The sequence below is a fragment of the Streptomyces sp. NPDC026500 genome, from assembly GCF_055567635.1.
In genome coordinates this window covers 71,634-86,896 of record NZ_JBVHQB010000004.1, presented here as the reverse complement: position 1 = coordinate 86,896, position 15,263 = coordinate 71,634, and the positions used below count along the sequence as shown (strand labels likewise).

The window sequence follows — 15,263 nt, the reverse complement described above, 5'->3', positions numbered from 1 at the left end:
CCGCGCGGCCATGACCGCAAATCTTGCCGCCGGACGGCCGCGGGCCTGTGCGCGCGGAACGGGCGGCCACGAACCCGGCGCGGGCAGAACCGGGCGGCACGGGGAGAACCGGGCGACGCGGGCGGAGCCGGCGAGACGGGCGGAACCGGCGACAGCCGAGCCGCCGCGGCGTCCGGCCCATCGGCTCTCGCCGCTCCGCTCACCCCGGGTTCCGGGCCTGCGCCAGCTGGCGCCCCACGAACTCCAGCTTGTCGGGGTTCATCACCACGCGCACCTGCGTGAACACGCCGTCGTGGGCCTCGAAGGCGACAACGCCGATGACACCGCTGACACCGGCGACCCCGTCGGCGCCCTCGGGCCCGCGGGCGATCAGTCCGTCGCGGCCGTTGACCTCGGCCACCGACAGGCCGACGCCGTCCGCCGCGGCCCGGCCGAGGATGCCGGCCAGGAAGCGCAGCACCTTCTCGCGACCCTCGACGGGCCGCAGTGCCGCGGAGACCTTGCCGCCGCCGTCGGACCACCAGACGACCTCCGCGGCGAACAGCCGCTCCAGACCGGCCAGATCGCCCTCGCGGGCAGCGGAGAGGAACGAGGCGACGAGCCGGGTCTGTTGCTCGGGAGGGGCCTCGAAGCGGGCCTTCGGCGCGGCGACCCGTCGCACCGCCCGCCGGTACAGCTGACGGCAGTTGGCCTCGGTCAGTTCCAGGACGTCGGCGATCTCCCGGTGGCCGTACGCGAAGGCCTCCCGCAGCACGTAGACGGCCCGTTCGGTCGGGGTGAGCCGCTCCAGGAGGACCAGCAGGGCGAGGGACACGGCGTCGCGCTGCTCCGCCGACTCCAGCGGGCCGAGGGCGTCGTCCGCGGTGACGACCGGTTCGGGCAGCCAGGGCCCCACGTACCGCTCGCGCCGTGCGCGGGCCGAGGTCAGCCGGTTGAGGCAGAGGTTGGTGACGACCTTGGCGAGCCAGGCGCCGGGCTGCTCGACCTCCGCGCGGTCGGCGCCGCTGAAGCGGAGATAGGCGTCCTGAACGGTGTCCTCGGCGTCGACGGCGGAACCGAGCATCCGGTACGCGAGCCCGAACAGGCGCGGCCGGTACGTCTCGAACTCGTCGGCGAGGCTCGTCGTCACGCCTCCAGCGTGGCAGAGGCCGGGCACTCGCGGCCGCGCGGGTGCCCGGGGCCCGCAGATGCCGGCTGGGGGACCCGGCGGCGGGGCAAGGGCCTTCGTCACCGCCGCCGGGTCGATCGTGGGGGGACCGGCGATGAATGATCACGCAGTCTTGATCGAGGACACTAAGAGGACTAGACCATAGCGTCAATAGGTATGGACCAATTTCGGGGTCGCGTGGTACGGCCCAAGGTCGCGCGTCGCGATGGAAGTTGACCGGAGAAACGGTTCCGCGGAAGTCCATGCCGGTCGGCTGTGAGCCACCCCACAGGGGTGCCGCCGCATGGCCGTCGGCCGGGCGTGGCACACTGGCCCTGTACCAGAAGCAGCGCACTCCGGGGTCGGTGTAATTCCGAACCGGCGGTTACAGTCCGCGACCCGGTCGCTTCCAGCGGCCGGTTGACCAGGTGAAATTCCTGGACCGACGGTTAAAGTCCGGATGGGAGGCAGTGCGCGGCGGGCGGGCATCCGTGCGCGCTGCCGTTTGTCGCTTCTCGTCCTGCGGGACGAGTGACCTTTCGGCGTCGCTCCCGGTGTGCCGCGGTCCGCTCATTCTGTCGTCATCGACAGCCCCGGAGTCCGTGCCCTATGAGGCAGGAGGACCCGGGAAGTGTTCACCGGAATCGTCGAAGAGCTGGGTGAGGTCACCGCCGTCGAGATGCTCGACGACGCCTCGCGTTTCCGGCTGCGTGGCCCCGTCGTCACGCAGGGCGCGCAGCACGGCGACTCCATCGCCGTCAACGGAGTCTGTCTCACCGTGGTCGAGCACGAAGGCGACGAGTTCACCGCCGACGTCATGGCCGAGACCCTGAACCGTTCCAGCCTCGGCGCCCTCACCGTGGGCTCCCGCGTCAACCTGGAACGGCCGATGGCCGTGGGCGAGCGCCTCGGCGGCCACATCGTGCAGGGACACGTCGACGGCACCGGCGCGGTCATCGAGCGCAAGCCGTCCGACAACTGGGAGATCGTCAAGATCTCGCTGCCCGCCGACCTTTCGCGCTATGTGGTCGAGAAGGGCTCCATCACGGTCGACGGCATCAGCCTGACCGTCGTCGACGCCGGCCCGGACTACTTCACCGTCAGCCTCATCCCCACCACCCTCGACCTGACCACGCTGGGCCGCAAGCAGCCCGGCGATCCGGTCAACCTCGAGGTCGACGTCATCGCCAAGTACGTCGAGCGACTGCTCGGCGCCCGGGGCGAGCAGCCCGCCGGTCCGCCCGGCGTCCAGGGGGCCGGGCGGTGAACTGGCTCAACTCCGAGGCCTTCGTCCTCCTCGACCAGCACATCAAGTGGTCGGACATGATCGGCAACGTGATCGGTCTGATCGCCCTCGCGCTCGGCTGGCGGCGCTCCCTCTGGAGCTGGCCCGTCCAGCTCCTCTCCGGCGTCATCCTCTTCGTGGCCTTCTTCGGCCACCTCACCGGCAGCGCCGGCAAGCAGGTCGTCGTCATCGTCGTCGCCCTGTGGGGCTGGTGGCAGTGGAACCGCGGCGAGGGCAAGGACGGGCGCATCTCCGTACGGTTCGCCACCTGGCGCGAGCGCGCGTACATGGTGGGGGCCGCGGCCGTGGGCACCCTCGCGGTCAGCGCGCTGTTCCACGCGTACCCGACGCTGTCCTGGGACCCCTGGCCCGACGCCTACATCTTCGTCGGCACGATCGTCGCCATGTACGCGCAGGCCCGCGGCATGGTCGAGTTCTGGTTCGCCTGGCTGCTGGTCGACCTGGTGGGTGTCCCGCTCAACTTCGCCAACGGCTACGCCTTCTCCGGTTTCGTCTACGTCCTGTACGGCGCGCTCGTCCTGTGGGGCCTGCGCGACTGGTGGCTGCGCTCCCGTGAGGCCGGGCAGCCCGTCCTGGAAGGAGCCCCGGCATGACAACGGCGCCGGTTTGGTACAGCACCGGGCACGATCAAGATGTCTCGGACTTCGCGCTCGACCCCGTCGAGCAGGCCATCGCCGACATCGCGGCCGGCCGTCCCATCGTGGTCGTCGACGACGAGGACCGGGAGAACGAGGGAGACCTCGTCGTCGCCGCCGAGATGGCGACCCCCGAGATCGTCGCCTTCATGATGAGCGAGTGCCGCGGGCTGATCTGCGCGCCCATGGAGGGCGACGAACTCGACCGGCTGCGCCTGCCGCAGATGGTCGACGACAACACCGAGTCGATGAAGACCGCGTTCACGGTGTCGGTGGACGCGTCCGCGGCGCACGGGGTGACCACCGGTATCTCGGCGGCCGACCGGGCCGCCACCCTGCGGCTCCTCGCGGACGGTGCGTCGGTGGCCGACGACTTCGTTCGCCCCGGCCACATCTTCCCGCTCCGCGCGCGGCCCGGCGGCGTCCTGGCCCGCAACGGCCACACCGAGGCCGCCGTGGACCTGGCCCGGCTGGCCGGCCTGCGCCCGGCCGGAGCGATCGTCGAGATCGCCGGCGAGGACGGCCGGATGCTCCGGCTGCCCGAGCTGATCCCCTTCGCCCGCAAGCACGGCCTGACGATCATCTCCATCGAGGACCTGATCGCCTACCGCCGCTCCACCGAACGCGCTACGTCGGTCGAGACCGGGGCGGCCCTCGCCGCACCCACCGTCCGCCGTGAGGCCGAGGTCCATCTCCCCACCGCGTTCGGCGAGTTCACCGCGTACGGCTACCGCTCCACCGCCGACGGGGTCGAGCACGTCGCCCTGGTCCACGGCGAGATCGGTGACGGCGAGGACGTCCTCGTCCGCGTCCACTCCGAGTGCCTCACCGGCGATGTCTTCCACTCGCAGCGCTGCGACTGCGGTCCCCAGCTCCAGACGTCCATGGAGCGCATCCGGACCGAGGGCCGCGGCATCGTGGTCTACCTGCGCGGCCACGAGGGGCGCGGCATCGGCCTGCTCTCCAAGCTCCGCGCGTACGAACTCCAGGAACGCGGCCGGGACACCCTCGACGCCAACCTGGAACTCGGCCTGCCCGCCGACGCCCGGGACTACGGCGCGAGCGCGCGGATCCTGGAGGACCTCGGCGTCCGCAGCCTGCGTCTGCTGACCAACAACCCCGACAAGACCGACGCGCTCCTCCGGTACGGCCTGCGGGTCACCGGGCGGGAGCCGATGCCCGTGGAGGCGGGCGAGCACAACCTGCGCTACCTGCAGACCAAGCGGGACCGGATGGGACACGACCTGCCCTGGCTCGACGCGACGACCGTGTCGGCCTGCGGGAGCCAGTGACACCGCACGACCGGTACCACCGGCACGGCACAGCGTCATCGGCAACACAGCACCATCGGCAACACAGCATCATCGGTAATACAGCACAGCGGGACTGAAGGAGAGACGTGAGCGGCAAGGGTGCACCCGAACTGTCCGTACGCAACTGCGGCGATCTGCGGGTCGCGGTCATCGCGGCACAGTGGCACGACAAGGTGATGGACGGTCTCGTCGACGGCGCGCTGCGCGCCCTGCACGAGCTGGGAATCGACGAGCCGACCCTGCTGCGGGTCCCGGGAAGCTTCGAGCTGCCCGTCGCCGCCAAGGTCCTCGCGGGCCGCGGCTACGACGCGATCGTCGCGCTCGGCGTCGTCATCCGCGGCGGAACCCCCCACTTCGAGTATGTGTGCCAGGGCGTCACCCAGGGCCTCACCCAGGTCTCCATCGACACCGGCGTCCCCATCGGCTTCGGTGTGCTCACCTGTGACACCGAGGAGCAGGCCCTGGACCGCGCGGGCATCGAGGGCTCCAACGAGGACAAGGGGCACGAGGCGGTGACGGCCGCCGTGGCGACGGCGGCCACCCTCCGCTCAGTATCCGAACCCTGGCACTGAGGGACGGCAGCGAGCGCGTAGGCTGAGGGCCACCATGTCCAATAAGACGTTCGAGGAGCTCTTCACCGAGCTCCAGCACAAGGCCGCCACGGGCGATCCCGCCACTTCGCGCACCGCCGAGCTGGTCGGCAAGGGCGTTCATGCCATCGGCAAGAAGGTCGTCGAAGAGGCCGCAGAGGTCTGGATGGCCGCCGAGTACGAAGGCAAGGACGCCGCCGCCGAGGAAATCTCGCAGCTGCTCTACCACGTCCAGGTGATGATGGTCGCGCGCGGGATCTCCCTCGACGACGTGTACGCGCATCTGTAGGGGCCGGTCTCAGCAGCGCCCCCACCGAGCACGTCCACCCGTCCCACCCACTCCTGAACAACCTCGAGCAAAGGAAGCCGACCTCATGCTGCGCATCGCCGTCCCCAACAAGGGTTCCCTCTCAGGACCTGCGGCGGACATGCTGCATGAGGCCGGCTACCAGCAGCGCCGGGAGTCCAAGGAACTGCGGATCGTCGACCCGAACAACGAGGTCGAGTTCTTCTACCTCCGCCCCCGCGACATCGCCATCTACGTCTCCTCCGGCCGTCTCGACATCGGCATCACCGGTCGCGACCTCCTGATCGACTCCGGGGCCAACGCCGAGGAGATCCTCCCGCTCGGCTTCGCCCGCTCCACCTTCCGCTTCGCCGCCAAGCCGGGCACCGCGAACGGCATCGCGGACCTGAACGGCACGACGATCGCCACCTCCTACGAGGGCATCGTCGCCAAGCACCTCGCCGACCACGGCATCGACGCCTCCGTCGTGCACCTCGACGGCGCCGTCGAGACCGCCATCGAACTCGGTGTCGCCGAGGTCATCGCGGACGTCGTCGAGACCGGCACCTCGCTGCGCAACGCCGGCCTGGAGATCTTCGGCGTCCCCATCATGAAGTCCGAGGCGATCGTCATCCGCCGCGTCGGGGCCGACCGCGCCGAGGACGCCGAGCCCAAGGTGCAGCAGTTCCTGCGCCGGCTCCAGGGCGTCCTGGTCGCGCGGACGTACGTGATGATGGACTACGACTGCCGCGCCGAGCACCTGGAGAAGGCCGTCGCGCTCACTCCCGGCCTGGAGTCGCCGACCATCTCGCCGCTGCACAATGAGGGCTGGGTCGCCGTCCGCGCCATGGTCCCCTCCAAGGAGGCCCAGCGGATCATGGACGACCTGTACGCGCTCGGCGCGCGGGCCATCCTGACCACGGCCATCCACGCCTGCCGGCTCTGACGGGATCCACGGACATGTCGGACCTTCCCTCCCTTCCCGCAACTTTCCGCCCGTCCCGCACCCGGGCCGTGCTGCTCACCGCGGGCGCCTCGATCCTTGTGGTCATCACCACGGTCGCCATGCTTCTGGAGCAACTCGGCCCGGGGGAGAAGCTCAGCTTCATCTTCACCGCGGCGCTGCTCTTCGGGGTACTCGTGCTGCTCTCGCGGCCCAAGGTCGTCGCCGACGAGAGCGGTGTCACCGTCGTGAACATCGTGAGCCGCCGGCACCTGGACTGGGCGGAGATCCTCCAGGTCAACCTGCGCCCCGGCGACCCGTGGGTGTTCCTCGACCTCAGTGACGGCACCAGCCTGCCGGTGCTCGGTATCCAGCCGGGCATCGCCAAACAGCGTGCCATCGAGGACGCCCGCACCCTGCGCGCCCTGGCTTCGGCCCGGGGCATCCGCGAGCCCGACGGGCATCGCGGCGAACATCAAGGCTGACTCTCGGCCTTCCACCCTGCCCTGAGGGCCCATGTCTTGATTAATCTGTTGGCGGAGGCGTTTTCATCGCGCCTCCGCCTCCGATGTGCTCCAGCTCTCAGAGGCCCCCTGCTACCCGAGGAGTGACTCCCTCCAGCGATGGACGGATCGTCCTGTAGTACCTGCGCCGCCCCCTTCCGACATAGCGAGGCGGCGGCATGACCATCCCCCTGTTGCTCCTTGGCGCGGCGTTCCTGCTGATTCTCGCCAACGGCTTCTTCGTGGCCGCGGAGTTCGGCCTCGTCACGGTCGAGCGCCCCGAGGCGGAGAAGGCCGCCGCCGACGGCGACAAGCGCGCCGGTACGGTCGTGGAGTCGCTCAAGGAGCTGTCCTTCCAGCTCTCCGGCACCCAGCTCGGCATCACCATCACCTCGCTCGTCGTCGGCATGCTCGCCGAACCGGCGCTCGCCCAGCTGCTGGACGGCCCGTTCAGGGCGGTCGGGCTGCCCGATGGCGCGGTGCCCGGCTTCGCCGTGGTGACCGGCATGCTGCTGGCCTCCGCCGTGCAGATGGTGATCGGTGAACTCGTGCCCAAGAACTGGGCGGTGTCCAAGCCGCTCCAGGTGGCCCGCTTCGTCGCCGGCCCGCAGCACGTCTTCTCCCGTCTCTTCCGGCCGGTGATCGCCGCGCTCAACACGGTCGCCAACCGGCTCGTCCGCGCCCTGGGCGTGGAACCCGCCGAGGAGCTGGCCTCCGCCCGCACCCCCGGCGAACTCGTCTCCCTCGCCCGCCACTCGGCCCGGGCGGGCGCCCTGGAGCAGGACACCGCGGACCTCTTCGTCCGCGCGATGTCGCTGGCCGACCTCACCGCGCAGCACGTCATGACGCCGCGGGTGAAGGTCAGCGCGCTCCAGTCGTCGGCCACCGCCGAGGACGTGGTCAACCTCACCCGTGCCACCGGTCTGTCCCGCTTCCCCGTCTACCGGGAGCGGATCGACGAGATCGTCGGCATGGTGCACCTCAAGGACGCCCTCGCGATCCCGTCGCGCGACCGGCTGCGCACGCCCGTCGGCCGGATCGCCCAGGCCCCGCTGCTCGTCCCGGAGACGCTGCCCGTGCAGCCCCTCCTGGAGCGGCTGCGCAGTGAGCAGCCGATCGCCGTCGTCGTCGACGAGTACGGCGGCACGGCCGGTGTGGTCACCTTGGAGGACATCGTCGAGGAACTCGTCGGCGAGGTCCGCGACGAGCACGACGACGTGCTGGGCGAACCGCCCGAGCTCGCGGCCGCTCCCCCCGAGGACGGCAGGCCCGCCTGGGACGCCGACGGCAGTTGCCGGGTGGACATCCTGCAGCGCGTAGGCCTCGACGTGCCCGAGGGACCGTACGAGACCGTGGCGGGCCTGGTCGCCGACCTGCTCGGCAGGATCCCGGCCCCCGGCGACAAGGCCGAGCTTCCCGGCTGGCGCCTCGTGGTGCGACAGGTCGGGCACTACCGTGCCGAACGTGTCCGCCTCGTGCGGACCGCGCTCGCCCCGGAGGCCGTCCGATGAGCATGCTCCAACTCCTGTTCGCGGGCCTGCTGGTGCTCGCCAACGGCTTCTTCGTCGGCGCCGAGTTCGCGCTCGTGTCCGTACGGCGCAGCCAGATCGAACCACTGGGCACCGCACGCTCCCGGCAGGTCCTGTACGGCCTGGAGCGCCTCCCGCAGATGATGGCGGCGGCCCAGTTCGGCATCACCATGTGCTCGCTGACGCTCGGCGCGGTCGCCGAGCCCACGGTCGCCCGTCTGCTGGAGCCGCTCTTCGCGGCGGTCCATCTGCCGGACGGGGTGATCCACCCCCTCGGCTATGTGATCGCGCTCGCCCTCGTCGTCTTCTTCCACCTCGTCATCGGCGAGATGGTCCCGAAGAACCTGGCGATGGCCGCGCCCGAGAAGACGGCCCTCTGGCTCAGTCCGGGACTGGTCGCCTTCGCACGCGTGTGCCGGCCGGTGACGGTGGGCCTCGGCGCCTGCGCGCGGCTGATCCTCAAGCTGTTCCGGGTCGAGCCCAGGGACGAGGTCGAAGCGGTCTTCACCAGCGAGCAGCTCAACCGGCTGGTCGAGGACTCCGGACTGGCGGGCCTTCTCGACCCCGAGGAACAGGAGCGCCTGGAGGACGCGCTGGAACTCGGCTCCCGCCCGGTCACCGACGTCCTGCTCGACAGCGGCTCGCTGGTCACCGTGGACCCCTCGGTCACCCCGGGCCAGGTCGTCGCGCTCACCGCGCGCACCGGGTACTCCCGGTTCCCGGTGGTCGCGGAGAACGGCGCCTTCATGGGCTGCTATCTGCATGTGAAGGACGTCCTCGACCTGGAGGAGTCCGAGCGTGCGGTCCCGCAGCAGATGTGGCGCCCGATGACCACCCTGCGGTCCGAACTCCCCCTGGACGACGCCCTCACCGTGATGCGCCGCGCCGCCACCCACCTCGCCCAGGTCGCCGACGCCTCCGGCAAGGTCCTCGGCCTCGTGACCCTGGAGGACGTCCTGGAACTGCTGGTCGGCGAGGTGCGGGACCCCGCGCACCGCAATGTCGCGCCGGTACGGGTCGCGGAGCCGCGCCCCAGCCAGGCCCCCGAGGAGGCGCTGGCGAGCTGATCGTGAGTGTCGGCCCCGGATTCCCGGCGGCCGTGCGACCCGTGACGGTCGTACGGCTCCGGCGGAACCGGGGCCTTCTCACATCGCCGACGGATCCTGCGGGCCGCGTCCCGACAGGACCTCCCCGTAGGCCTGCATGAGGTCGGGCAGCCGCAACGTGGAGAGGTCGTCGCGCGACGGTGTGCCGGGGTATCCCGACAGCCGCAGGTCCCGGTAGGCGCAGCTCTTCTCGTACAGGGTGCGCAGGAAGCGGCCGTTGCCGAGTTCGTCGATCCAGCCCTGGTCGACGACGTGCCCGGCGATCGAGCGCAGTTCGTCCAGCGCCTCCTCGTCCCAGATGTCGCCGTTCTCGGCGGCCAGCACCTCACCGATGGAGGTCAGTTCGAGGGGGCGGTAGGAGGGGAAGTCCACGCGGCTGGTGAAGCGAGAGGAGAGGCCGGGGTTGGCGGCGAGCAGGCGGTCCATGCCCTCGGGGTATCCGGCGAGGATGACGACCAGGTGGTCGCGGTTGTCCTCGGCCCGCTTCAGCAGGACCTGGAGGGCTTCGTCGCCGTACGCGTCGCCCTTGCCGTAGCCGGAGTTGGAGAGCGAGTACGCCTCGTCCACGAACAGGACCCCGCCGATCGCCGAGTCGATCAGCTCGTTGGCCTTCACGGCGGTCTGGCCGAGGTACTCGCCGACCAGGTCGGCACGCTGGGCCTCGACCAGGTGGTCGCCGCCGAGCAGCCCGAGCGCGTAGAAGACCCGGCCGAGGATGCGGGCCACCGTGGTCTTGCCGGTGCCGGAGGGGCCGGAGAAGACGAAGTGCCGTTTCGGCGGCTGCACCGGGAGGCCCTGCCCGGTGCGCAGCCTGGCCATGTTCAACTGCGCCGACAGCGCCTTGACCTGTCGCTTGACGGGCTCCAGGCCCACCATGCGTTCCAGCTCGGCGAGCGCCTCTTCGAGTAAGGCGGGGTCGGTCGGTCCCGCGGGCATGGGCTGCACCGGCACCACGGCCTTCTCGCGGAAGCCGTCGGTCTGGGCAGGCAGTCCGCCGGGCGGCGAGGGGTCGGGCTCCGAGAGCCTCAGGTCGCGCCCTTCGGAGCCCCACAGCGGATCCATGCCGTCCGGGCCCTCCAGCACGTCCTGCCCGATCCCGGCGAGCGTGATCGCCGCGAGGTCGGCCGCGGCGTCGTCGTACCCGTCCCCCTCGGAGATGGCCGCGAGCCGCGCCGAGGTGTCCATGAAAGAGGGGTCGACCCGGTGCACCGCCCGGTACAGGGGCAGCGCGGCGGCGGACCGTCCGGTGCCCTCGTGTGCGCGGGCCAGCCAGTACCGCAGTTCCTTGCGCTGCGGCTGTTCGCTTCGGCAGCGCATCAGCGCGGACGACAGCAGCGGCTCGGCCTGCCCGTACATCTCCAGCCGGACCCGCGCCATGCCGCCGAACAGTCCGGCCTCTATGCCGAGCATGGGATCGTTGATCAGCGGATCGGTGTGCCGCACCAACTGCTCCCAGTCCTTGACCAGATAGGCGCGGCACGCGTGCAGGAACCGCACCTGGTGGTCCGCGTCGACCGGCGGCAGGCCGGCCAACGCCCGGTCCAGTTCGGGCACATGACGTCCGTCGAGCCAGTGCGAGGCGTGCGCGAGCAGTAGGTCGCGCGGACTCTCCAGCACCGGCTGAACCCACCAGCCCAGCCAGTACCAGGAGTTGAGGGTGCGCCGGTGGCGGGAGCGCTGTTCGCCGAAGCGGTCCCGGTGCCGGAACATGCGCAGCAGCGCGGTCGTCGTGTCCACCCGTAGCGCGTGCAGTCCGAGCCAGCCGTCCGCCATACCGGGGTCCATCCGGACCGCGGCGCGGAACTCCTCCTCCGCCTGCGGGTAGGCGCCCATCGTGTAGGCGTCCACACCCCGCAGCCAGGCGAGGTCGGCCGGGGCCTCGGGGCCCTGCGTGCCGAAGTCCATCACGTCCCCCACAAACCGTGCCCCCGATGGTCGGGGAGTGTCTCGCGGATCAGGACACCCCCCTTGCCGTCGGGCCGGTGCCCGTCGGCAGCTCTGGTCGAACGACTGTGCCACGGACGGGAGTTGAAGCGGTGCGGCAGAGCAGCCGTCCGAAGGTCGCACCGAGAGGCATCGTACCTGCGGTTCATGGGCCTGCCGAAGGGTGCCGCACACCCCGTTCCACGAGGTGGGAGCATATGGGGCGCACTGAAGGCGGTGACCCAGGGTGAGCGAATCGCGCCGGGTGGCGTCCGGAAAGAGAGGATGTGGGCAGAACGAAGCCCCCGATCACGGGGGAACAACCGGGGGCTTCGCGACTGAGGGGCGGCTCCCGAAGGCCGCTCCTTCAGAACGTAAGACCTGTACGGCCCCCTGGTCAAGCAGAGTTGAGCGACTCAGGCAACTTCTGTGGAGTGGCTCTTCACAACTTCAGCACGCTGCGGATGGTCCATCACGGTGAGTGATGAACTGGTCCGGTCCAGACGTCTCAACGGGCCCCGGCAGCACCTCGTATCCCTCAGGACACTGCCGCACCACATGGTCCGCGAACGGTCGCGTGGGGTCCTCGGCGAAGTGCCGACGCTCGGCGCGGACCCATTCGGCCCAGAAGTCGCTCTGCGCCTCACCGTCCCGTCGCCGCCCCCGCGCCCAGGCCTCCTCGTGCGGCAACTCCATCCACAGCAGTCGCGCGAGCCATGGGCGCAACGCGCGACGTCCCGCGCCGACGCCCTCCAGCAGCACCACGGGCGCGGCCGGCAGCTCACGGACCGGTCCGGACTCCCGGGCGGTCCAGTCGTACGGGGCATAGCGCGCCGTCTCGCCGCGCCCGAACGGCTCGATCACCTGGCTCAGTAGACGCCCGGTCCAGCCGAAGAGCTCCTCGTGGGTGGCGATGTCGTCGAGGTGCAGGACGGGTGCGCCGCCCAGAGCCGTCGCCAGCTCCCCGGCGAACGTGGTCTTTCCGGAGCCCGCGTGGCCGTCCACGCCGATCAGGCGGACGGGACCGCAGGACGGCGGCAGCCGGCGCAGTCGTGTGGCGAGGTCGTGAATGGGGCTTCCCGGGGTGAGGTGCGAGGTGGGCATAGGCCTGGCGAACATTCTATCGAGGCGCCGTTCGCGGCGGATCCACGAGTTCAGAGTAGTGCCGTATTGAACCATTCATTGAACAATCCTCAAGAAGTTTGAGGGCCTGCTCCAAAAGTTCACAACCTGCGGAACCAGGTATTTCAGATATGGCGTTCCGGTACTCCGGGATGCTGAGTAGGGTTCCTGTTGCGCAACGGCGAGACGTCGTATGGGGATGGACAGGGGAAGATGGCCGCGGGCTTATTCGAGGGGCAGTATGTGTGGCATCCGGCGGCCGACGACCGCAGACTCGCCAGCGTCTGCATGGATGTCCGGGCCGGCCGCTATCTGAGCGCCCACGAAGCCCTGTCGGAGACCCGCGCCGACTTCGGATTGCGGGCCCATCGCTCCCTGGTCCTCGCCTCCGAGGCCGCCGACTCCGACCTCGCCGAACGCTGGCTGGCCGAGGAGCAGACCCCGGAGGCCGCGCTGATGTGGGCCCGCGTGGCCGTGCTGCGGGCGTTACGCGCGGCCGACGCCAAGGACGACCGGGCCGAGGCCCTGGAACGCATAGCGCTGACCGCCTGCGACCGGGCCGCGGTGATGGACCGGGCCGATCCCACGCCCTGGGTCGCCCGGCTGTCCATGGCCCGGCTGCACGACCTGCGTGACGCCGCTCCGCAGGGGCTGCTGACCCAGCCGCCCGGCCCCTGGCGCCTGTTCTCGCACATCCTCCGCCTCGACCCGTGGAACCGCGAGGGTCATCACCGGTTCCTGGCGTTCTTCTTCACGCGCTACGGCGGCTCCGTGAACGCCGCCTGGGACGTCGCCGCCTTCCTGAGCCAGCGCGCCCCCGCCACCTCGGCGCTGCGGCTGCTGCCGCTGGTGGCCCTGGTGGAGAGCTATAACCCCACACAACTGCTGGTCGACCGCACCTGGGAGCAGCCGCAGTGGCGTTCCACGGCGCTCGCGATCTACCAGAACTGGCTGCCGGCGGCGTCCGGGTACCGCTTCACGCCCGTGCTCGACCTGGCGTATCTGGCGCACGCGCTGTTCATGGCGCAGCGCGAGTTCGAGGCGCGGGCGGTCCTGATGGCCATGGGGCCGTACGCCTGCCGCATGCCGTGGAGCGTCTTCGGCGAACCCGAGGAGCAGTTCTCCCGCGCCCGCCGCGCCTGCGGCCTTCCCGTGCCGGGGGCCGGCTGACCGGCCGCCCTCCCTCCCCGACGTCCTGAACCCCCCCGAGAGAAAGGTCAGTTGTGTCAGAACGGATATCGCCCCCACGCCAGAGAACCGGCGCCGGAAAGGATTCCGTCGCCTTCGACGACGACGCGACGCTTCATGCGATGGGATATCCGCGAAAACTCACCCGCCGATTCCAGGCGTTCGACAATTTCGCGATCTCCTTCACCATCATCAACATCATTTCGGGTATCTTCTCGTCCTTCGGCTTCGGAATGAATGCCGGCGGTCCGCGCATTCTCGTGTTCGGCTGGATCGGCGTCTCCGTGATGGTGCTCTTCATCGGCGCCGCGATGGCGGAAGTCGCCTCCGCCTACCCGACCAGCGGGGCGCTCTATTTCTCCGCAGGCAAGCTCGCCAAGCGGCACAAGGGTGCCTGGTCCTGGTACACGGGGTGGCTGAATTTCGTGGGTCAGGTGGGCGGCACGGCCGCCACCGGATACGCGGCCGCCACCTTCATCCAGGCGTTCGTCGCACTGCAGTGGCATTCGTACGAGCCGACCGCCGAGCAGACCGTCCTGATCACGGCGCTCATCATCGTGCTCCAGGGTTTGGCCAATACCTACACCGTCCAACTGGTCGCCCTGCTCAACCGGATCTCCGTGTGGTGGCTGCTGATCGGGCTCGTAGTGATCGTGAGCACACTCATCGTGATGCCCGACGATCATCAGTCGGCCTCGTTCGTCACGCATTTCGCGAACAACACCGGTTTCACGAACGGGATTTACGGCGGGATGCTCGGCCTGCTGGTCACCAGCTGGACCTTCACCGGCTTCGACGGCAGCTTCCACATGTCCGAGGAAACGGTGCGGGCCACGGTCAACGCACCGAAGGGGATCACCCGTTCGATCGGCTATTCGGCGATCACCGGGCTCATCCTCATGCTTGCCCTTGTGTACAGCGTTCATGATTATGACCAGGTCGCCGGCTCCTCGACGCCGCCCGTGCAGATTCTCATCGACGGGCTTGGCATGGGCATGGCGAAGTTCATTCTGCTCATCGTGATCGGGTCCATGCTCTTCTGCGGGCTGGCCAACCTGACCAGCAACACCCGGCAGATCTTCGCCTTCTCCCGGGACGGCGCGATGCCGGGTTCTCGCTGGTGGCACTCCGTCTCGCCGCGTACCCGTACGCCCGTGAAGGCCGTCTGGCTGGCCGTCGCCTGCTCGCTGGCCCTCGTCCTGCCCGCCTGGTGGTCGCACACCGCCTTCACCGCCATCGTCAGCGTCAACGTGGTCGGACTCTTCCTGGCCTACGCCGTGCCGATCTTCCTGCGGCTGCGGCTCGGCGACGAGTTCCAGCCCGGCCCCTGGAACCTGGGCCGCTGGAGCAAGCCCGTCGGCTGGGTGGCCGTGACCTGGATCCTCGCCAGCAGTGTGCTCTTCATGCTGCCCCAGTTCTCCCCGATCACCGGGGACAACTTCAACTACGCCTCGATCGCCCTGGCCGTGGTGCTGATCGTCGCGACGGTGTGGTGGTTCGCCACGGCGCGCCGCCGTTTCCAAGGCCCCGTCAGCTACGGCCGTCCCGACGAGGTCGCAGCCATGGACCTCGTCTGATCATCGGTCCGCCTCGGCCCCGGCGTCCGCCGGGGCCGAGGCGTCCCAGGTCATGCCAGTGGTCCCGACCAATATTGGTAGGCGCGGCACAGGCC

The 15,263-nt window shown here is 69.9% G+C and carries 14 protein-coding genes and 1 riboswitch; of the genes, 11 read left to right on the top strand and 3 right to left on the bottom strand.

Going from position 1 to position 15,263, the window contains the following annotated elements; all coding sequences use genetic code 11:
* Nucleotides 1-199: 199 nt before the first annotated feature.
* Nucleotides 200-1,129, bottom strand: a complete 930-nt coding sequence (locus ACZ4N5_RS08650) for an RNA polymerase sigma-70 factor (protein ID WP_467756384.1) — start codon at nt 1,127-1,129, stop codon at nt 200-202.
* Nucleotides 1,130-1,494: 365 nt separating this feature from the next.
* A riboswitch (FMN riboswitch) is annotated at nt 1,495-1,625 on the top strand.
* A gap of 153 nt (nt 1,626-1,778) precedes the next feature.
* Between ACZ4N5_RS08650 and ACZ4N5_RS08645 the strand changes: the two genes are divergently transcribed.
* The 9 genes from ACZ4N5_RS08645 (at nt 1,779) to ACZ4N5_RS08605 (ending at nt 9,319) form a co-directional block, all read left to right on the top strand.
* Entirely contained in the window at nt 1,779-2,414 is a 636-nt protein-coding gene (locus ACZ4N5_RS08645; RefSeq protein WP_355839453.1) for a riboflavin synthase, read from the top strand.
* A complete protein-coding gene (locus ACZ4N5_RS08640) occupies nt 2,411-3,046 on the top strand; it encodes a nicotinamide mononucleotide transporter family protein (RefSeq protein ID WP_467756383.1) in 636 nt (211 codons plus the stop codon). Before ACZ4N5_RS08645 ends, ACZ4N5_RS08640 begins: the two co-directional genes overlap by 4 nt.
* A complete protein-coding gene (locus ACZ4N5_RS08635; RefSeq protein WP_467756382.1) occupies nt 3,043-4,380 on the top strand; it encodes a bifunctional 3,4-dihydroxy-2-butanone-4-phosphate synthase/GTP cyclohydrolase II in 1,338 nt (445 codons plus the stop codon). Before ACZ4N5_RS08640 ends, ACZ4N5_RS08635 begins: the two co-directional genes overlap by 4 nt.
* Before the next feature lie 107 nt (nt 4,381-4,487).
* The gene (gene ribH / locus ACZ4N5_RS08630; RefSeq protein ID WP_328556700.1) at nt 4,488-4,973 is read left to right on the top strand and encodes a 6,7-dimethyl-8-ribityllumazine synthase; all 486 of its coding nucleotides are present in this window, start codon (nt 4,488-4,490) and stop codon (nt 4,971-4,973) included.
* A 34-nt stretch (nt 4,974-5,007) separates the two neighbouring features.
* Complete coding sequence (locus ACZ4N5_RS08625) at nt 5,008-5,280, top strand: phosphoribosyl-ATP diphosphatase (protein WP_030038616.1); 273 nt, start codon at nt 5,008-5,010, stop codon at nt 5,278-5,280.
* A gap of 85 nt (nt 5,281-5,365) precedes the next feature.
* On the top strand, nt 5,366-6,223 hold the full coding sequence (gene hisG / locus ACZ4N5_RS08620; protein ID WP_467756381.1) for an ATP phosphoribosyltransferase: 858 nt from the start codon (nt 5,366-5,368) through the stop codon (nt 6,221-6,223).
* A gap of 14 nt (nt 6,224-6,237) precedes the next feature.
* The gene (locus tag ACZ4N5_RS08615) at nt 6,238-6,705 is read left to right on the top strand and encodes a PH domain-containing protein (protein ID WP_467756380.1); all 468 of its coding nucleotides are present in this window, start codon (nt 6,238-6,240) and stop codon (nt 6,703-6,705) included.
* Nucleotides 6,706-6,902: 197 nt separating this feature from the next.
* The gene (locus ACZ4N5_RS08610) at nt 6,903-8,234 is read left to right on the top strand and encodes a hemolysin family protein (RefSeq protein ID WP_467756379.1); all 1,332 of its coding nucleotides are present in this window, start codon (nt 6,903-6,905) and stop codon (nt 8,232-8,234) included.
* Nucleotides 8,231-9,319, top strand: a complete 1,089-nt coding sequence (locus ACZ4N5_RS08605; RefSeq protein WP_467756378.1) for a hemolysin family protein — start codon at nt 8,231-8,233, stop codon at nt 9,317-9,319. The genes ACZ4N5_RS08610 and ACZ4N5_RS08605 overlap by 4 nt, the downstream gene beginning before the upstream one ends.
* A gap of 78 nt (nt 9,320-9,397) precedes the next feature.
* On the opposite strand, the gene ACZ4N5_RS08600 is transcribed toward ACZ4N5_RS08605, so the two are convergent.
* Nucleotides 9,398-11,263, bottom strand: coding sequence for an AAA family ATPase (locus ACZ4N5_RS08600; RefSeq protein ID WP_467756377.1), 1,866 nt, complete (start codon nt 11,261-11,263; stop codon nt 9,398-9,400).
* A 468-nt stretch (nt 11,264-11,731) separates the two neighbouring features.
* On the bottom strand, nt 11,732-12,385 hold the full coding sequence (locus tag ACZ4N5_RS08595; protein WP_467756376.1) for a uridine kinase family protein: 654 nt from the start codon (nt 12,383-12,385) through the stop codon (nt 11,732-11,734).
* 231 nt (nt 12,386-12,616) lie between these two features.
* Between ACZ4N5_RS08595 and ACZ4N5_RS08590 the strand changes: the two genes are divergently transcribed.
* Together ACZ4N5_RS08590 and ACZ4N5_RS08585 are read left to right on the top strand one after the other, a co-directional pair.
* Entirely contained in the window at nt 12,617-13,573 is a 957-nt protein-coding gene (locus ACZ4N5_RS08590; protein ID WP_467756375.1) for a hypothetical protein, read from the top strand.
* Nucleotides 13,574-13,626: 53 nt separating this feature from the next.
* Complete coding sequence (locus ACZ4N5_RS08585) at nt 13,627-15,168, top strand: amino acid permease (RefSeq protein WP_467756374.1); 1,542 nt, start codon at nt 13,627-13,629, stop codon at nt 15,166-15,168.
* Nucleotides 15,169-15,263: the final 95 nt, after the last annotated feature.